General features: G+C 70.1%; 19 protein-coding genes. 14 read left to right on the forward strand and 5 right to left on the reverse strand.

From position 1 onward, the window contains the following. Window positions 1-44 precede the first annotated feature (44 nt). The 5 genes from NYZ98_RS20445 to NYZ98_RS20460 all read left to right on the forward strand — a co-directional run bounded on the left by NYZ98_RS20445 (window position 45) and on the right by NYZ98_RS20460 (window position 3,317). Window positions 45-1,253, forward strand: a complete 1,209-nt coding sequence (locus tag NYZ98_RS20445; protein ID WP_262844436.1) for an MBL fold metallo-hydrolase — start codon at window positions 45-47, stop codon at window positions 1,251-1,253. A gap of 63 nt (window positions 1,254-1,316) precedes the next feature. Further along, on the forward strand, window positions 1,317-1,397 hold the full coding sequence (locus NYZ98_RS41545) for a putative leader peptide (RefSeq protein ID WP_380707096.1): 81 nt from the start codon (window positions 1,317-1,319) through the stop codon (window positions 1,395-1,397). An 87-nt stretch (window positions 1,398-1,484) separates the two neighbouring features. After that, entirely contained in the window at window positions 1,485-2,000 is a 516-nt protein-coding gene (locus NYZ98_RS20450; protein ID WP_262844437.1) for an NADPH-dependent FMN reductase, read from the forward strand. After that, window positions 1,997-2,626, forward strand: coding sequence for a flavin reductase family protein (locus tag NYZ98_RS20455; protein ID WP_262844438.1), 630 nt, complete (start codon window positions 1,997-1,999; stop codon window positions 2,624-2,626). The genes NYZ98_RS20450 and NYZ98_RS20455 overlap by 4 nt, the downstream gene beginning before the upstream one ends. Before the next feature lie 115 nt (window positions 2,627-2,741). Then, window positions 2,742-3,317, forward strand: coding sequence for a DUF305 domain-containing protein (locus tag NYZ98_RS20460; RefSeq protein WP_262844439.1), 576 nt, complete (start codon window positions 2,742-2,744; stop codon window positions 3,315-3,317). A 13-nt stretch (window positions 3,318-3,330) separates the two neighbouring features. On the opposite strand, the gene NYZ98_RS20465 is transcribed toward NYZ98_RS20460, so the two are convergent. Further along, on the reverse strand, window positions 3,331-4,389 hold the full coding sequence (locus tag NYZ98_RS20465; protein ID WP_262844440.1) for an NAD(P)H-dependent amine dehydrogenase family protein: 1,059 nt from the start codon (window positions 4,387-4,389) through the stop codon (window positions 3,331-3,333). 204 nt (window positions 4,390-4,593) lie between these two features. Here NYZ98_RS20465 and NYZ98_RS20470 point away from each other — a divergent pair, with 204 nt between their 5' ends. The 7 genes from NYZ98_RS20470 (at window position 4,594) to NYZ98_RS20500 (ending at window position 13,131) form a co-directional block, all read left to right on the forward strand. After that, entirely contained in the window at window positions 4,594-5,490 is an 897-nt protein-coding gene (locus tag NYZ98_RS20470; protein WP_262844441.1) for an SDR family oxidoreductase, read from the forward strand. A 192-nt stretch (window positions 5,491-5,682) separates the two neighbouring features. Continuing rightward, entirely contained in the window at window positions 5,683-6,855 is a 1,173-nt protein-coding gene (locus NYZ98_RS20475; RefSeq protein WP_262844524.1) for an ROK family protein, read from the forward strand. Between the two features lie 162 nt (window positions 6,856-7,017). Beyond that, entirely contained in the window at window positions 7,018-8,526 is a 1,509-nt protein-coding gene (locus NYZ98_RS20480; RefSeq protein ID WP_262844442.1) for a sugar ABC transporter ATP-binding protein, read from the forward strand. Beyond that, the gene (locus NYZ98_RS20485; RefSeq protein WP_262844443.1) at window positions 8,523-9,578 is read left to right on the forward strand and encodes an ABC transporter permease; all 1,056 of its coding nucleotides are present in this window, start codon (window positions 8,523-8,525) and stop codon (window positions 9,576-9,578) included. The genes NYZ98_RS20480 and NYZ98_RS20485 overlap by 4 nt, the downstream gene beginning before the upstream one ends. A 172-nt stretch (window positions 9,579-9,750) precedes the next feature. Next, complete coding sequence (locus tag NYZ98_RS20490; protein ID WP_262844444.1) at window positions 9,751-10,809, forward strand: ABC transporter substrate-binding protein; 1,059 nt, start codon at window positions 9,751-9,753, stop codon at window positions 10,807-10,809. A gap of 15 nt (window positions 10,810-10,824) precedes the next feature. Continuing rightward, window positions 10,825-12,009 carry a Gfo/Idh/MocA family protein gene (locus NYZ98_RS20495; RefSeq protein WP_262844445.1) on the forward strand — a complete coding sequence of 395 codons (1,185 nt, stop codon included), beginning with the start codon at window positions 10,825-10,827 and terminating at the stop codon, window positions 12,007-12,009. 114 nt (window positions 12,010-12,123) lie between these two features. Further along, window positions 12,124-13,131, forward strand: a complete 1,008-nt coding sequence (locus NYZ98_RS20500) for a sugar phosphate isomerase/epimerase family protein (protein ID WP_262844446.1) — start codon at window positions 12,124-12,126, stop codon at window positions 13,129-13,131. Window positions 13,132-13,209: 78 nt separating this feature from the next. On the opposite strand, the gene NYZ98_RS20505 is transcribed toward NYZ98_RS20500, so the two are convergent. Genes NYZ98_RS20505 through NYZ98_RS20515 form a run of 3 tightly spaced genes read right to left on the reverse strand, consistent with a single transcriptional unit; the run spans window position 13,210 to window position 15,020 of the window. Next, window positions 13,210-14,295, reverse strand: a complete 1,086-nt coding sequence (locus NYZ98_RS20505; protein WP_262844447.1) for a Zn-dependent alcohol dehydrogenase — start codon at window positions 14,293-14,295, stop codon at window positions 13,210-13,212. 23 nt (window positions 14,296-14,318) lie between these two features. Then, complete coding sequence (locus tag NYZ98_RS20510) at window positions 14,319-14,507, reverse strand: ferredoxin (protein WP_262844448.1); 189 nt, start codon at window positions 14,505-14,507, stop codon at window positions 14,319-14,321. Between the two features lie 36 nt (window positions 14,508-14,543). Then, a complete protein-coding gene (locus NYZ98_RS20515; protein ID WP_262844449.1) occupies window positions 14,544-15,020 on the reverse strand; it encodes a pyridoxamine 5'-phosphate oxidase family protein in 477 nt (158 codons plus the stop codon). A gap of 149 nt (window positions 15,021-15,169) precedes the next feature. On the opposite strand from NYZ98_RS20515, the gene NYZ98_RS20520 reads away from it, so the two are divergent. Together NYZ98_RS20520 and NYZ98_RS20525 are read left to right on the forward strand one after the other, a co-directional pair. Next, window positions 15,170-15,811: a class I SAM-dependent methyltransferase gene (locus tag NYZ98_RS20520; protein WP_262844450.1), complete on the forward strand. Its 642-nt coding sequence runs from the start codon at window positions 15,170-15,172 to the stop codon at window positions 15,809-15,811. A gap of 252 nt (window positions 15,812-16,063) precedes the next feature. Continuing rightward, window positions 16,064-16,543, forward strand: coding sequence for an NUDIX domain-containing protein (locus tag NYZ98_RS20525; protein WP_262844451.1), 480 nt, complete (start codon window positions 16,064-16,066; stop codon window positions 16,541-16,543). A 126-nt stretch (window positions 16,544-16,669) separates the two neighbouring features. Here the strand turns inward: NYZ98_RS20525 and NYZ98_RS20530 are convergent, their stop codons facing one another. Next, window positions 16,670-17,002 carry a P-loop NTPase family protein gene (locus NYZ98_RS20530; protein WP_262844452.1) on the reverse strand — a complete coding sequence of 111 codons (333 nt, stop codon included), beginning with the start codon at window positions 17,000-17,002 and terminating at the stop codon, window positions 16,670-16,672. Window positions 17,003-17,004 lie beyond the last annotated feature (2 nt).

The following is a 17,004-nucleotide window of genomic DNA, read 5'->3' on the forward strand; positions in this document are numbered from 1 at the left end:
ACCGGTGCACAATCAGGGCGTCGGATGCCGAAGGGAGCGCGGGGATGAGCGATCAGGGGGCCGCACGGGTCGCCGGTGCGGCGGGGGATGCGCCTGAGCCGGGGAAAGCGGGGGATGCGCGCGAGCCCGGGAGAGCGGGGGATGCGCGCGAGCCGGGGAGAGGGGTCACGCCGGCCGGCGGGGACGCGCCCGAGCGGGGGAGGCGGGTCACGCCGGCCAACGAGGAGCAGCGGGCGGCCTGGCTGGGCGGCGCCATGCCCGAGGTGGAGCGGGTGCGCCCGGGGCTGTGGTCGATCCCGGTGCCCATCCCGGTGAACCCCCTGAGATACGTCCTGGTCTACGCCCTCGAAGTGCCGGACGGCGTGGTGATCATCGACGCGGGGTGGAACACCGACGAGGCCTTCGCCGCCCTCGCGAGCGGGCTGGGCGTCGCGGGGTACGCGATGGCCGACGTGCGCGCGGTGCTGGTGACCCACATCCACCCCGACCACTACGGCCTGGCGGGCCGGGTGCGTGAGGCGTCGGGCGCGTGGATCGGCCTGCATCCGGCGGACGCGGCGCTGCTGCACGACCGCTACGACGAGTCGGCGATCGACTCCCTGGTCGGGCGCGAGCGGGCGATGCTGGCCCGCTCGGGAGTGCCGCCGCTCAGCCTGGACGAGCTGAGCGGGGCGTCCAGGATGATCAGGAACTACGTGTCGATGGCCGTGCCCGACCGGCTGATCGAGGATGGTGCCGCGCTGGAGGTGCCCGGGTGGGACCTGCGGGCCGTCTGGACCCCGGGCCACTCGCCCGGCCACCTGTGCTTCCTGTCGCCCTCGCGGCGCGTGCTGTTCTCGGGGGACCACGTGCTGGCCAGGATCACGCCGATCGTGGCCGTCCACCCGCAGTCGGCGCCGGATCCGCTGGCCGACTACCTCGGCGCGCTGGCGGCCGTGCGGGACTTCGAGGTCGACGAGGTGCTGCCCGCCCACGAGTTCCGGTTCCTGGAACTGGCCGACCGGGTCGACTACGTGACCGCCCATCACGGCAGGCGGCTCGCGGAGATCGAGGAGGCGGTGTCCGGCGCGGACGGGGTCACGTGCTGGGACGTCACGACCCGGCTGACCTGGTCGCGGCCCTGGGACACCATCCCGGCGTTCATGCGGAGGGCGGCCACCAACGAGACCCTCGCGCACCTGGTGTACCTGGAAGCGCGAGGCCGGCTGCGCCGCGTGCCGGGCGAGGCGGACCTCTGGTATCCGGACATTTAGTATTTCAGGCAATACTGGTAGGGAATATTGACATTACGGTTTGGTCTACGTAGGTTTTCGACCATGAGCCAGATCCCCCTGACCCGGCGCCAGCACGTGGACCTCGTCCGCGTGACCAGTGCCCAGTGTCGCCCAGCGAGCTGACGACGGCGATATCGAAACACTCCTGGCACCGGCCCGAGGGCCCGGTGCCGTCGCGGGAACCGGGAGAAGATGAGTGGTGAGCGGCAGATGAGCCTCGTGACGTTGGTGGGCAATCCGCGGGAGGGGTCGCGTACGCGGACGGTGGCGGAGCACGCCGCCGCGCTGGTGGCGGATCGGCTCGGGCACACCGGGCCGGGGGACGTGGTGGACCTGGCCGGGCTGGCCCCCGTCCTGCTCGCCCCGCGGCCTCCCAGCGAGGTCCAGGCGGCACTGGAACTGGTCGCGGGCGCCGATGTCCTGCTGGTGGCCAGCCCGACGTACAAGGGCACCTACACGGGCCTGCTCAAGGTCTTCCTGGACCGGCTGCCGTCCCAGGCGCTGGCCGGGACCACCGCGCTGCCGGTCCTGGTGATGGGCGACCCGAGGCACGCCCTGGCGGTCGAGACCCACCTGCGCCCGCTCCTGGTCGAGCTGGGCGCGAACGTCCCCACCCCCGGGCTGGCGCTCCTGGAGGCGGAGATCGCCGCCCCCGAGGAGGTGCTCGGCCGGTGGGCGGACCGGGTTGTGCCCCAGATAGTGCGGCGGGAAGGCGCGAGGGTATGACCGAGACGCTCTCAGGATGCGCCGTGGCCGGCGAGCCGCGCCGGGAACGCGCCGTGAACGGTGAGACACGTCCAGAACACGCCGTACGCAGGGAAACGCGCCCGGAACGCGCCGAGTCGCTCCCCGAACCGCCCCTGCGGCGGGCCGTGGACGGCGAGGGCTTCCGCCGGGCGCTGGCCGTCCACGCGGCCGGGGTCGTCGTGGTGACGGCGCAGACCGAGGGGGTGCCCGTCGGCCTGACGGCGACCTCCTTCTCCTCGGTCAGCCTGGACCCGCCGCTGGTGTCCTTCTACGTCGACCGGTCGTCCACGACCTGGCCGTGGCTGCGGCGGGCCGGGAGCTTCGCGGTCAACGTCCTGGCCAGCGACCAGGCCGAGCTCGCGTCCCGGTTCGCCAGGAAGGGGGCCGACCGGTTCGGCGAGCCGACCCGGTGGGCGCCGGGCCCCGAAGGCGTGCCCCTGCTCGGCGGCGTGTCCGCCCACCTGATCTGCGCGCCGCACAGGACCGTCGAGATCGGCGACCACATCCTGGTCGTCGGGCTGGTCACCGGGACCGGCATCGACACGACCGGCCGTCCGCTCCTCTACCATCAGGGCCGGTTCGGCCGGTTCACCCCGCACTCCTGATCCCTTTTCGGGCCGTCTGAACGCTTCGCCGGATATTCGCGTATCTCGGCAGGAGCGGTGCGCGGGAGTCTCCGCGCGCCGGCCGGACGCCGCCGACAGGGGAAGAGGAGAGTCGATGGGCAGGGCCTTCAGCGTCACCGCGATGGGCCTTCTCGTCGCACTGGGCTTGTCGGCGGTCACCGGCTGCGCCTCGGCGCCCGGCCGGGGCGCGGTGTCGGTCGCGGCCACCTCGGCGGTCCCGTACAACCTGACGGACGTGCTGTTCTCGCGGGAGATGATCCTGCACTACCGGCAGTCGATCGTCATGGCGGGCCTGGTCAAAGGCCGCAGCGACGACCCGTACGTGAAGGGCCTGGCGGACGCGATCGTCAAGGAGGAACCGCCCCTGATCGACGCGATGGTCCGCTCGCTGAAGACCTGGGAGTTCACCGTGCCGGACGCGGACAACCCGCCCGAGCACCAGATGCCGGGCATGCTGTCACCGGCCCAGCTCCTGCTGCTCAAGGGCAAGTCGGGCGAGGACTTCGACAAGCTGTGGCTGACGACGCTGGCCCGGCACGTCAACTACGGCGTGCTGCTCGCCGAGAAGGCGCGCGACCAGGGCAAGGACCGCGCGACCGTGGAACTGGCCCGGGGGATCGCCGCGACCGAGAAGCCGAGGATCGCGCAGATCGTCCAGCACCTCTCCTGACCGGGACGGCCGCTCAGGCCAGGCGGGTGGTTCCCCGCCCGGTCGCCAAAGGGAGGTCGAGCAGGGTGCGGATGCCGGGCGGGGCCGCGCACACCGAGGCGATCGAGTTGACGGCGTGGGCGGCGGCCCCGGCCAGCCCGTGGGACACCTCGTCGATGGTCAGCATCATCTGCGGGCGGCCCTCGATGTGGATGGCGAACCCCGGCTCCGGCCACCGGCGCACCTTGGCGGCCGAGGCCTTGTAGACGCACTCGACCGTCATGAACGGCCGGCCGCGTACGAGCCCGGAGAAGATCCAGCGCGACGCGCAGACCGTGCCCGGCCGCACCGTGCCGGCGGCGATCTCGAACTCCTCGGCGGCCAGCTCGTACTCGTCGGTCTCCTCGACCTCGTCCAGCCGCACCTCCAGCGCGCTCGCCACGAGCTGGACGCTCTCGGAGAACAGCGCGCGCTGGACGTTCCTGAACGGTCGCACGGTCGTCGCGTACTCCTTGGGCGCGCGGCCGAACCCGATCAGGTCCATGACGATCTGCCGCGAGGGGTGCCCGACGTAGTCGGAGGACTCGCGGACGTAGATGTGGTCGAGCCGGGTCGACAGGCCGCTGAGGGCCAGCGGCAGCAGGTCGCTCATGAACCCGGGGTTGATGCCGGTGCCGTACACCGAGGTGCCGCCCGCCTGGCAGGCCGCCTCCAGGCGCTCGACGACCGCGGGGCCGTACACCTGCGGGTAGATGAACCCCGTGGTGGTGATGACGTTCTTGCCGGAGGCCAGCAGCGCGCAGACCGTCTGGAGGTCGGCGGCGTAGTCGCCGCCGAAGTAGGCGGCGGGGAGCGGCATGTGGAGCACGCAGTCGGCCTCGGAGGCGAGGACGTGGTCGACGTCGTCCACACAGCGCACGCCGGTCTCGGGGAGGCCGACCAGCGGGCCGGCGTCCAGGCCGACCTTGTCGGGGTCGTAGACGAGCACGCCGGAGAGCTGGAACTCCGGGCGGGTGATGACGCTGTGCAGCGCGTCGGCACCGACGGCGCCCGTGGCCCACTGGATCACGCGGAGGGGCGGCTGAGCAGGCATGCTGGGCCTCCAGCCCGTGGTTCCTTGCGTGGTCCTGCGGGGATGGGGGTCGGCGCTGACCACGTCCGTGCGGGGCAGAAACTATAGCAGGATCCGACCCTCACGATCACAATCCGCTACGTCGCGAACGGCTCTGGGTGCGGCGGCCGGTGCAGGCTATTGTGATGGTCACTAGAACCTTGTTCTCCTAGAAGGGCGGGCGGCATGCCGGAACTCAGGTTCAACGGGAAGGTCGCGGTCGTCACCGGCGCCGGGCACGGGCTCGGCCGGTCGCACGCGCTCCTGCTCGCCGAGCGCGGCGCGAAGGTCGTGGTCAACGACCTCGGCGGCGCGCTCGACGGCACCGGAGCCTCCACCGGACCCGCGGCCGAGGTCGTCGAGCTGATCGTCAAGAACGGCGGTGAGGCGGTCGCCAGCGCCGACAACGTGGCGACGCCCGAGGGCGCCGAGGCGATCGTCCAGGCCGCCCGTGACGCGTTCGGCCGGGTGGACATCCTGGTCAACAACGCCGGCATCCTGCGGGACAGGTCCTTCGGGAAGATGAGCGTGGAGGAGTTCGACTCCGTGCTGGCCGTGCACGTGCGCGGGTCGTTCCTCGTCAGCCGCGCCGCGTTCCCGCACATGAAGGAGCAGCGGTACGGGCGCATCGTGAACACCTCCTCTCCCGCGGGCCTGTTCGGCAACTTCGGCCAGGCGAACTACTCCACGGCCAAGATGGGGCTCGTGGGCCTGACCAAGACGCTCGGCATCGAGGGCGCCCGCGCGGGCATCCGCGCCAACGCGATCGCGCCGATCGCCTGGACGCGGATGACCGAGGCTTTGCTCCCCGCCGAGTTCGAACAGCGCTTCACCGCCGACCGGGTGAGCCCGCTGGTGGCCTTCCTCGCGCACGAAAGCTGTGAGACCAGCGGCGAGGTCTTCAGCGTCGGCGCGGGGCGGATCGCCCGCGTGTTCGTGGCCGAGGGGCCCGGCTGGCGTACCGACGACCTGAGCATCGAGTCCATCGCCGACAACTGGGACGCCATCCTGGCCGAGCAGCCGTACGTGCAGCCCACGACCCTCGGCGAGCAGGCCAGCGCGTCCATGAAGGCCATGCTCTGACCCCTGCCCGACCACCGGCCCCCAGGAGCGGACGCCCGCACCTGGGGGCCTCGTCATGGGTGAGGTGTGTCACCGGCTTTCGTTTATAACGGCGAAAGTTATGAAATCTCATCGTAAAGCCCTTCCCGTATCAGCGGAAGTGAACTAACTTCGGCCTCACATCACTCCGATTCCGGAGGCTCTGTGAAGCGAATGCCCGTACGCCCGGAGAACGTCCACCAGGCGACTCTGCTGCGCCTGCTGCGTGACGGCGGCCGGTCGCGCGCGGAGCTCGGAGACGTCGTCGACCTCTCCCGGTCCAAGCTCAACCTCGAACTCGACCGGCTCATCGAGATGGGCCTGGTCGAGCAGGCGGGGCTCGCCGCCTCGCGCGGGGGGCGGCGGTCGGGGATGGTCCGGCTGTCGCCGCACATCAGGTTCGTGGGCATCGACATCGGCGCCACGTCGGTGGACGTCGCGGTCACCAACGGCGAGCTGGAGGTCCTCGGTCACGTCAGCGAGCTCTGCGACGTGCGCGAGGGCCCGGCGGCGGTGCTCGACCGGGCGATGGAACTGCTCGGCAAGCTGCGCGAGCAGGGCCTGTTCACCCAGCTCCACGGAGCGGGCATCGGGGTCCCCGGCCCGGTCAGCTTCCGGGAGGGCGTCCCGGTGGCCCCGCCGATCATGCCCGGCTGGGACCGCTACCCGGTCAAGGACGCGATCAGCCAGGAGCTCGGCTGCCCGGCGATGGTGGACAACGACGTCAACCTCATGGCCCTGGGCGAGCTCCACACCGGCCTGGCCAGACAGGTCGACGACTTCCTGCTCATCAAGATCGGTACGGGCATCGGCTGCGGGATAGTGGTCGACGGCAAGATCTACCGAGGTGTGTCGGGAAGCGCCGGCGACATCGGCCACATGCGGGTCGACGACCAGGGACCGACCTGCACCTGCGGGAACACCGGGTGCCTCGAGGCCTACTTCGGCGGCGCGGCGCTCGCCAGGGAGGCGGTCAGGATCGCCCCCCGCTCGTCGTACCTGGCCGAGCGGCTGGCCCTGGTGGGGCGGCTGTCCGCCGAGGACGTGGCCGCCGCCGCGACGCTCGGGGACCCGGCGGCGATCCAGCTCATCCGGGACGGCGGGCGCCAAGCGGGACAGGTGCTCGCGAGCCTGGTCAGCTTCTTCAACCCGGGCCTAGTGATCATCGCGGGAGGAGTGGCCCGTCTGGGCCATGTACTGCTGGCCGAGATCAGGAGTGTCGTCTACCGCAGGTCGCTTCCCCTGGCGACCGGGAACCTTCCCATCGTGCTCTCCGAGCTGGGTGACACCGCGGGGGTCATCGGGGGCGCCCGGCTGATCAGTGACCATGTCTTCTCCGTCTCCTAGACCGATGCCGCCGCGACCGACAAACGTCGGATCTATTCCCGCTTCGCTCGATCTTTATCCGATCGTTCGACTCCGCACCTGCTCATACCTCCGATCTATGAAACACTCACAATGACTCCAGCCCCTCAGAACACCCCTCTAGACCCCCCTTCCGGAGGCCCTGTGAGCGACCTGCTGGTCATGCGCGGGATCGTCAAGCAGTTTCCCGGCGTGCGCGCCCTGGACGGCGTCGACCTGGACGTCCGCGCCGGCGAGGTCCACTGCCTGCTAGGGCAGAACGGCGCGGGCAAATCGACCCTCATCAAGATCCTCGCCGGGGCCCACCAGCCGGACGAGGGCACCATCACCTTCGGCGGGGAGGACGTGCGGTTCTCCGGCCCCATCGCCGCCATCAAGTCCGGCATCGCGACCATGTACCAGGAGCTCGACCTGGTCGACGGCCTGTCGATCGCGGAGAACATCTTCCTCGGGCACGAGCAGGCCACGATCGGCTTCACCCGCCGCGGCGAGATGAACAAGGCCGCGTCGGAGCTGCTGGGGCGGCTGGGCCACGGCGAGATGCGTCCCGCGACCGAGGTCGGCCGGCTGTCGGCCGCCGGCAAGCAGATCGTCAGCATGGCGCGGGCGCTGTCGCACGACGTGCGCCTGATCGTCATGGACGAGCCGTCGGCCGCGCTCGCGCACGACGAGGTGGGGAACCTGTTCCGGGTCATCAGGGACCTGACGGCGCAGGGGGTCGCGGTCGTCTACATCTCCCACCGCCTGGAGGAGATCCGCGAGATCGGCGACCGGGTCACCGTGCTCAAGGACGGCAGGACGGCCGCCGTCGGGCTGCCCGCCCGCGACACGCCGACCTCCACCGTGGTGTCGCTGATGACCGGCCGGGACGTCGCGTACGTCTTCCCGCCGCGTCCTGACCCAGGATCTCACGACAACAGCCCCGAGGTGCTGAAGGTCGAGGGCCTCACGCTCCCCGGCCGCTTCACGGACGTCTCGCTCACCATCAGGGAAGGCGAGATCGTCGGCCTGGCCGGCCTGGTCGGCTCGGGACGGTCGGAGATCGTCGAAACGGTGTACGGCGCGCGGCGCGCGTCGGCCGGGCAGGTGGTGCTCGCCGGCGAGCCCGTGCCCCCCGGCAGCACCTCCAGGTCCGTACGGCTCGGCATGGGACTGGCGCCCGAGGAGCGCAAGTCGCAGGCCCTGCTGATGAACGAGTCCGTCGCTCGCAACATCACGATCGCCGGACTCACCAAGTACGCCCGGTTCGGCTGGGTCGACCGCAAGGAGGAGAGCGCCGCGGCCGTCCGCCTGGCCGAGGCGCTCGACATCCGGCCGCCCGACCCCCGCCGCCCGGTCAGGACCCTCTCGGGCGGCAACCAGCAGAAGGCCGTGTTCGCCCGGTGGCTGGTCGAGGACCGCAAACTGCTGCTCCTGGACGAGCCGACCCGCGGCGTCGACGTCGGCGCCCGGGCCGAGCTGTACGCCGTGATCCGGCGGCTCGCGGACGAGGGCGTGGGCGTGCTGCTGGTGTCCAGCGAGGTGCCCGAGGTCCTCGGCCTCGCCGACCGGGTCCTCGTCCTGCGCGAGGGCAAGGTCATCCACGAGTCGGACGCACGCGACCTCGACGAATCACGCGTTCTAGACATGATCATGGAAGGGAGCGCGCTGTGACGGACGCACGCGCCACAGGGGGCACCCCGCCCAGTACCCAGCCGCCCGCAGACGAGCACACCAGGGTCGAGGAGCAGGCGCGGGCCGTCCCCGCCCAGCCCGGCGTGCTGAGCCGGGTGGGGCAGGCACGCCACCTCGGCCTCGTCGTCGCGCTGGCCCTGCTGGCGGTGGTCGGCCTGGTGACGACCCCGGAGAACTTCGCCACCTCCTCCAACCTCGTGAGCATCCTCGCGCTGGCCTCGACGATCGGCGTCATCACGGTCGGCATGACCTTCGTGATCATCGGCGGGGGCATCGACCTGTCGGTCGGCGCCGTCATGGCGCTGGCGTCGGTGTGGGCCACGACGCTCGCCACCCAGGCGTACGGGCCGGTCGTCATGGCGATCTGCGCGATCCTGGTCGGCACGGGCGCCGGGCTGCTCAGCGGCTTCCTGATCTCCTACGGGAGGATGGTGCCGTTCATCGCCACACTGGCCATGCTGGTGGCGGCGCGCGGCCTGGCCCAGCGCATGTCCGACCGCAGGACCCAGCTCGTCCAGCCGGACAACAGCGCCATCGTCGACCTGTCGACCACCCGGGTGCTCGGACTGCCGCTGCTGGTCTACATCTTCGCGCTCGTGGTCGCGATCGGATGGATCGTGCTCAACCGCACGACCTTCGGGCGGCGCACCTACGCGGTCGGCGGCAACCCGGAGGCCGCCAGACTCGCCGGGATCAACGTGCGGCGTCACACGATGATGCTGTACGCGCTCTCCGGCCTGTGCTGCGGCATCGCCGCAGTGATCATCATGGCCCGTACCACCACGGGCTCCAGCACCCACGGCGATCTCTACGAGCTCGACGCGATCGCCGCGGTCATCATCGGGGGCACCCTTCTCACCGGTGGCCGGGGAACCATCATCGGCTCGATCCTCGGGCTGCTGATCTTCACGGTCATCACCAACCTGTTCATCCTCAACGGCCTCAACACCAGTGACCAGCTCATCGCCAAGGGGCTGATCATCGTCATCGCGGTCCTCCTGCAGCGACGAAGCCTGGAATCGCGAACATAGGACCCGGCGCCGGGGATCGCGCACTGAGGGCATGACGGCACGTCCGGACGGCCGCGGGGGTTCCGCGGTCCCGTTCGCCGCGCCGGGAAGCCACCAGGCCGCGAGGTTCCAAGACATCGAAGGTCTCCGCACCGAGGCCCTGTACCCCCCGCATCAGAAGGAGATAGTCACCATGAAGAAGAGCGTCGGCCGGCGAGGGTTCCTCGTCAGCGGAGCCGTCGTCGGCGCAGGGGCACTCGTGACCGCCTGCACGAGCAACGCGCCCGCCGCCACCCCCAGCTCCGCGGCCCCGCAGGCCACCACGGCCGGCACCGACAACGACCAGCCGGGTACCAAGGTCGTCATCGGCTTCTCGGCCCCCGCCGCCGACCACGGCTGGATCGCGGCCATCGCCAAGAACGCCGAGACGCAGTCCAAGGAGTACTCCGACGTCGAGTTCAAGCCGGTCGAGCCGACCAACGACATCAACCAGCAGATCTCCGCGGTCGAGTCGCTGATCGCGGCCAAGGTCGCCGCCCTGGTGATCCTCCCGAACGACGGCGAGCAGCTCAACCAGGTCGCACGCAAGGCCATGGACGCCGGCATCCCGGTGATCAACCTCGACCGCGTGTTCCCCGACAAGCTGTCGTACCGCACCTGGATCGGCGGCGACAACTACGGTATGGGCGTGGCCGCGGGCACGTACGTCGGCAAGACCCTGAAGGACAAGGGCGTCACCAACCCGGTGATCCTGGAGATCCAGGGCATCGCGACGCTCCCCCTCACCATGGACCGCAGCAAGGGCTTCGCCGACGCGCTCAAGACCTTCGGCTTCACGGTCACCGCCAAGCAGGACGCGAAGTTCACCGTCGAGTCCGGCACCCAGGTGGCCAGCAACCTGCTCCAGGCCCACAAGAAGATCGACGCCATCTGGAACCACGACGACGACCAGGGCATCGGGGTGCTCGCCGCCATCAAGGAGGCGAACCGCAGCGAGTTCTTCATGGTCGGCGGCGCCGGCTCGGCCAACGCGATCCGCGACATCGCGGCCGACAGCGGTGTCCTGAAGGCCACCGTGACCTACAGCCCCACGATGGCCTCGTCCGCCATCAAGCTCGCCCGGCTCATCGCCCAGGGCAAGGGGCTCAGTGACCTCGTCGAGAACTCCGTCCCGACGTCGATCACGCTGGCATCGGAGACCATCACCAAGGAGAACGCGCAGAAGTATCTGCCGCTCGGCTTCGAATCCTAATCGGGGGTTTTTTTCGTGAGTGACAACAGGCCGGCGCTCGGGGTCGGCATGGTCGGGTACTCGTTCATGGGACGCGTGCACTCCCAGGCGTGGCGCAGCGTCGGCGCGTTCTTCGACCTGCCGGTCGCGCCGGTCATGGCCGTGCTGTCCGGCAGGAGCGAGGAGCGTACGGCCGCCGCCGCCGCGAGCCTTGGCTGGGCCGCGGTCGAGAACGACTGGAAGGACCTCATCAGGCGGGACGATGTGGACATCGTCGATGTCTGCACGCCTGGTGAGTCGCACGCCGAGATCGCGATCGCCGCGCTCGAGGCGGGCAAGCACGTGCTGTGCGAGAAGCCGATGGCCAACACCGTCGCCGAGGCCGAGGCGATGGCGGCGGCCGCCGAGCGGGCCGCGGAGCGCGGCGTGCGGAGCATGGTGGCGTTCAACTACCGCCGGGTCCCCGCCGTGGCGCTCGCGCGGCAGTTCGTGGCCGAGGGCCGCCTGGGGGTGCTGCGCCACGTCCGCGCGCAGTACCTGCAGGACTGGATCGTCGACCCGGAGTTCCCGCTGGTGTGGCGGCTGCAGAAGGACAAGGCGGGGTCGGGGGCGCTCGGCGACATCGGCTCCCACATCGTGGACACCGCCCAGTTCGTCACCGGCCAGCTCCTGACGGGGGTCTCGGGACTCACCGAGACCTTCATCAACGACCGGCCGACGGCCGAGGAGTCGGCGGGCCTGGCCGCCGGCTCGGCGGGCGCCGAGTCGACCGGCCACGTCACCGTCGACGACGCGGCGGTGTTCATCGGCCGGCTCTCCGGAGGGGCCCTGGCCTCCTTCGAGGCCACCCGCTTCGCGACCGGGCGCAAGAACGCGATGCGCATCGAGATCAACGGGTCGCTCGGCAGCCTGTACTTCGACTTCGAGTCGATGAACGAGCTGTGGTTCCACGACCACACCCTCCCCGCCGAGGAGGCCGGGTTCCGGCGCATCCTGGTCACCGAGGGCGGGCACCCGTACGCCGGGGCCTGGTGGCCGCCGGGGCACGGGCTCGGGTACGAGCACACCTTCAGCCACGAGGTGAAGGACTTCCTGGAGGCGATCGGCACGGGCACCGACCCGGCCCCGTCGTTCGCCGACGGCCTGCGGGTGCAGCGGGTGCTCGCGGCCGTCGAGGAGAGCGCGGCCGGCGACAGCCGCTGGACGCCGATCCCGCAGTGAGCGTTGCCCCGCGCCAGGGCCCCGGGAAGCGCCGCCTTCCCGGTGCCCTGGCGCGGGTGGATCCCGGCAGAGGATCCTCGTGAGACACGTGTATGCACCGAAGGAGAAGCGGACATGACGCGACCGATCACCTTGTTCACCGGCCAGTGGGCCGACCTTCCCTTCGAGGAGGTGTGCCGCCTGGCCGGCGAGTGGGGATACGACGGCCTGGAGATCGCCTGCTGGGGTGACCACTTCGAGGTCGACAAGGCGCTGTCGGACGACACCTACATCCCTCGCAAGCTGGAGATCCTCGACAAGCACGGGCTGAAGGTCTGGACGATCTCCAACCACCTCGTCGGGCAGGCGGTCTGCGACACCCCCATCGACGAGCGCCACAAGGGGATCCTCCCGGCGCGCATCTGGGGCTCCGGCGACCCCGAGCAGGTGCGCCGCGCCGCGGCCGAGGAGATGAAGGACACCGCCCGCGCGGCCGCCGCGCTCGGTGTGCGGACCGTGGTCGGGTTCACCGGGTCGTCGATCTGGCACACCGTGGCCATGTTCCCGCCGGTCCCGCCGTCCATGATCGAGGCCGGGTACCAGGACTTCGCCGACCGGTGGAACCCGATCCTGGACGTCTTCGACGAGGTCGGCGTGCGCTTCGCCCACGAGGTGCACCCGAGCGAGATCGCCTACGACTATCACACCACCGTGCGCGCCCTGGAGGCCATCGGCCACCGCCCGGCCTTCGGCCTCAACTGGGACCCCTCGCACATGGTCTGGCAGCAGATCGACCCGGTCGGCTTCATCCTCGACTTCGCCGACCGCGTCTACCACGTCGACTGCAAGGACGCCAAGGTGCGCTCGGGCGACGGCCGCCGTGGCCGGCTGTCCTCCCACCTGCCCTGGGCCGACCTGCGCCGGGGCTGGGACTTCGTCTCCACCGGCCGGGGCGACGTGCCCTGGGAGGACTGCTTCCGCGCCCTCAACTCCATCGGGTACGACGGCCCGATCTCCGTGGAGTGGGAGGACGCCGGCATGGACCGCCTGGCCGGCGCCCCGGAGGCCCTGGGCTTCGTCAGGGGCCTCAACGCCATCACGCCGCCCACCGCCTCCTTCGACGCGGCCTTCTCCTCGGAGTGACCCCGCGCGAAGCCGCGGCCCCGCCCTCTGGGAAGGGCGGGGCCGCGGCTTTCGGCTTTGCGGGGGGTGGGACCGGCGTCAGTCGAAGACGACGATCTGGCGGAGCACGTCGCCGCCCCGCAGGGCCGCGACGGCGTCGTTGAGGTCGGCGAGCTTGATCCGGGAACTGATCATGCTGTCCAGGTCGAGCTTCCCCGCCTTCCACAGGTTGGCGAAGAACGGGAAGTCGCGCCGCACGTCGCTGCCCCCGTACAGCGAGCTGAGCAGGTTCTTGCCCTCGAACAGCAGGCTGAAGGCCGTCAGGGGCACCACGTCGTCCATGGCGCCCGCGCCGACGACGATGACGTCGCCGCCGCGCCGGGTGGCCTGCCAGGCCGACATGATCGACGCCGACTTGCCGACCACCTCGAAACCGTAGTCGAAGCCCTGGCCGCCGGTCAGCGCGCCGATGGTCTCCATGAGCTTGTCGGGGGTGCAGGCGTCGGTGGCGCCGACCTTCTTGGCCAGCGCGTGCTTGGACTCCAGCGGGTCGACCGCCAGGATCGTCGTCGCGCCGGACACCCGGGCGCCCTGGATGACCGACAGGCCCACCCCGCCACAGCCGATGACGGCGACGGTGGAACCGGGCTTGACCTTCGCCGTGTTGATCGCGGCGCCCACGCCCGTGGTGATGCCGCACCCGATCAGGGCCGCGACCTCGTACGGGACCTCGGGGTCCACCTTGATCGCGCCCTGCCAGGGGACCACGATCTCCTCGGCCCAGGTGCCGCATCCGGCCATGCCGAACGCGGGGGTCTCGCCGCCGTAGCGGAACCGGGCCAGGGAGAAGCTCTCCATGACGTAGGTCATGCACAGGAACGGCTGGCCGACGATGCAGTTGGGGCAGGTGCCGCAGGCCGGCGTCCAGTTGATGATGACGTGGTCGCCCGGCTTGACCGAGGTGACGTGGTCGCCGACCTCCACGACCTCGCCCGCGCCCTCGTGCCCGGGGATGACCGGGAGGGGCATGGGCAGCACGCCCGAGATCACCGACAGGTCCGAGTGGCAGACACCGGTCGCTCTGATCTTCACGCGGACGTCCGTGGGACCTACCGGCATGAGCGTGAAGTCGTCGCGGATGTCGAGCTTGTCATCGCCTACGGCGTGCAACAGCGCGGCTCGCATAAAGGGACCTCCTTGGGGGACGCCTACTCGAGGGAGAGGGCGGCTTTGGGGCAGGATCGGACCGCGTGGCGCACGCGGTCGAGCATCTCCGGCGGTGGCTCGGGGAGCAGGACGTTCAGGTTGTCGTCGTCGTCCACTTCGAAGACCTCGGGCGCGAGGCCCATGCAGACGGCGTTGGCCTCGCAGACGTCGTAGTCGACCTTGATTCTCATCGGAACCCTCCTCGCGTGTTCACGGCTACAGCGAGACTAGGCCGAAGCGGGGGTCGCCAGCTTGCGATGATCCCAAGAGACCACTCGGTCCGGTTCGACGATGTAGGCGATCCGCTTGCGCCCGGTCTGCTCCACGTACCCGCGAAGCTGCTCCGTGGACTCGGCGTCGGAGATTCCGGTCATCCGCTTGGTGATGGTCATGCCGATGTCGAGGACGTCGGCCGGCGTGTCGATGAGACGCGCGGTGCCGTACAGCAGGACGCCCCGCAGGTCGAAGTAGTCGTCCCCGGCCTCGATCAGGCAGGTCACCCGGGCGTCTCGCTCGATGTTGCGCGTCTTCTGGGCCTTGCCGTACGTCCAGAAGCCGATACGCCCCTCGACGAGGCCGTAGAACATCGTCACCATGTGCGGTGTCCCGTCGGGATTGATCGTGCCCAGCTGGAGCTTGCGGGACTCCTCCAGGAACGTGGTCACCTCGTCGTCGGACATCACTATGCGAGCACGCTGGTTCACGCAGCAAAGTAGAACACGTTCCACCAGGTGGGGCAAGGGTTGCCCGAATATTGTTCGGCTGGTTTCGATCAAGAAAGGGGGCACGGTTCCCGCGCTGGAGACGTTGACAGATAGGGTGCACCAGCATTGCCGTACTCAGGGGAAAAATCATGACTCACGTGTCCATGCCGCCGGACCTGCGTCACGCGGCCGAACGGGCGAAAGGCTTCATGCCGCCGGCCGAAGGCGCGGCATTGTTCGACACCGCCTGCGCCTACGGCACTCTCGGCCCCATCTGCGAGATCGGCACGTACTGCGGAAAGTCGGCGATCTACCTCGGCGCCGCCGCCCGCGAGACCGGCACGGTCGTCTTCACCGTCGACCACCACCGGGGCTCGGAAGAGATCCAGCCCGGCTGGTCGCACCACGACCCCACACTGATGGACCCGCGTTTCGGCAAAATGGACTCCCTCCCGTTCTTCCGCACGGCCATCGCGTCGGCAGGGCTGGAGGACCACGTGATCGCGATCGTGGGGAGCTCGGAGACGGTGGCCCGCTACTGGCACACCCCGCTGGCGATGCTCTTCATCGACGGCGGCCACTCCGAAGGGCCCGTCACCAAGGACTACGAGGGCTGGGCCAAACACCTCCTGCCCGGCGGCGCCCTGGTCTTCCACGACATCTACCCCGACCCCGCCAAGGGCGGCCAGGCCCCCTTCCACGTCCTCCAGCGCGCCCTCGCCTCCGGCGACTACAAAGAGATCACCACCGAAGGCTCCCTCCGCGTCCTCGAACGCACCCCCACCCCCTGACAGCTTTCCGCCTATCGTCCTCGCCTTCGGCTTCGACCTTCGGTTTGGCCTTCGGTCCTCGCCTTCGGCTCGGGCAGTGTCTCCCAGGAGGGCTCCGCCCCCTTCGACCCCCGCACGAGGGCTCCGCCCTCGCGGCTCCCGGCCCAGCAGGGCCATTTCGGCGATACCGCTCGACAGCCGGGCATTCCGCCAGACAGACGACATCAGGCCGGGAGCCCTCTTGACCACGACCTGGTCCCGTACGGTGTGCGGATGGGCGATCCGGATCCTTCCTTCATCGCGGGACTGCCACGTGTGCGCGCGGCGGCAGGCGCGCTGATCCGCGACGAAGGCGGGCGGGTGCTGGTGGTGCACCCGACGTACAAGCCCGGCTGGGACATCCCCGGCGGCATGATCGAGCTGGACGAGTCCCCGCGTGCGGCCTGCGTACGCGAGATCGCCGAAGAACTGGCCATCGTGCCGCGGCTCGGGGCGATGCTCAGCGTCGACTGGGTACCACCACGGCCCCCTTGGGACGCCGGCCTGCTGTTCGTGTTCGACGGGGGCGTGATCACCGCCGCCGAGGCGGCGACCATTCAGCTCCCGGCCGACGAACTCGACCGATTCGCCTTCGCCGAGACCGCCGAACTCGACACCCTGCTACCGCCGATCCTCACGCGCCGCGTGAAAGCCTCCCTGCACCGCCTCAACACCGGCGCCCTCTACCTGGAAGACGGCTTCCCAATCGGCTGACCCCCAACGTCCTCGCCTCGGGCAACGTCCTCGCCTCCGGCTCGGGCAGTGTTTCCCAGGGGGTTCCGCCCCCTTCGACCCCCGGACGGCTCGGTGTCTGGCCCGGGGACGGCCTGCCCGCTGGTGTCAGGCCGTTTGGTGACTCGTCGCTAGTCGGTCGAGTAGCCGATTGGCCTCGTCCCGGCTGTGGATGACGTGCACGGTGGCGTGGCCGGCATGCTCCTCGATGAGTCTCCGGACCCGAGGTGCCATGGCGCGACGGTAGTTCCACACGTATCGGACGAACTCCCAGGTGATCCGGTCGTAGACGCCGATGGCATCGTGCTGCCCGCCACCCAGACGAATGCGACGTTGCACGATCCCCCAAAGACAGGCGGCCGGGGAGATGTCGAGGAAGATGACCGTGTCGGCGGCCTTGAGCCGGATGGGCAGTGTGGAGGCGTAGTTGCCGTCGATCACCC

Source organism: Sphaerisporangium corydalis, assembly GCF_025506355.1.
GTDB classification, from domain to species: Bacteria; Actinomycetota; Actinomycetes; order Streptosporangiales; family Streptosporangiaceae; genus Sphaerisporangium; species Sphaerisporangium corydalis.

Bases quoted from the DNA above. Each gene is read 5' to 3' on its own strand.
- NYZ98_RS20505 (WP_262844447.1), bottom strand. From the start codon at position 14,295: ATGCGAGCCGCGCTGTTGCACGCCGTAGGCGATGACAAGCTCGACATC.
- NYZ98_RS20510 (WP_262844448.1), bottom strand. From the start codon at position 14,507: ATGAGAATCAAGGTCGACTACGACGTCTGCGAGGCCAACGCCGTCTGC.
- NYZ98_RS41545 (WP_380707096.1), top strand. From the start codon at position 1,317: ATGAGCCAGATCCCCCTGACCCGGCGCCAGCACGTGGACCTCGTCCGC.
- NYZ98_RS20465 (WP_262844440.1), bottom strand. From the start codon at position 4,389: ATGCCTGCTCAGCCGCCCCTCCGCGTGATCCAGTGGGCCACGGGCGCC.
- NYZ98_RS20460 (WP_262844439.1), top strand. From the start codon at position 2,742: ATGGGCAGGGCCTTCAGCGTCACCGCGATGGGCCTTCTCGTCGCACTG.
- NYZ98_RS20520 (WP_262844450.1), top strand. From the start codon at position 15,170: ATGACTCACGTGTCCATGCCGCCGGACCTGCGTCACGCGGCCGAACGG.
- NYZ98_RS20475 (WP_262844524.1), top strand. From the start codon at position 5,683: ATGCCCGTACGCCCGGAGAACGTCCACCAGGCGACTCTGCTGCGCCTG.
- NYZ98_RS20455 (WP_262844438.1), top strand. From the start codon at position 1,997: ATGACCGAGACGCTCTCAGGATGCGCCGTGGCCGGCGAGCCGCGCCGG.
- NYZ98_RS20445 (WP_262844436.1), top strand. From the start codon at position 45: ATGAGCGATCAGGGGGCCGCACGGGTCGCCGGTGCGGCGGGGGATGCG.
- NYZ98_RS20470 (WP_262844441.1), top strand. From the start codon at position 4,594: ATGCCGGAACTCAGGTTCAACGGGAAGGTCGCGGTCGTCACCGGCGCC.
- NYZ98_RS20500 (WP_262844446.1), top strand. From the start codon at position 12,124: ATGACGCGACCGATCACCTTGTTCACCGGCCAGTGGGCCGACCTTCCC.
- NYZ98_RS20450 (WP_262844437.1), top strand. From the start codon at position 1,485: ATGAGCCTCGTGACGTTGGTGGGCAATCCGCGGGAGGGGTCGCGTACG.
- NYZ98_RS20525 (WP_262844451.1), top strand. From the start codon at position 16,064: ATGGGCGATCCGGATCCTTCCTTCATCGCGGGACTGCCACGTGTGCGC.
- NYZ98_RS20490 (WP_262844444.1), top strand. From the start codon at position 9,751: ATGAAGAAGAGCGTCGGCCGGCGAGGGTTCCTCGTCAGCGGAGCCGTC.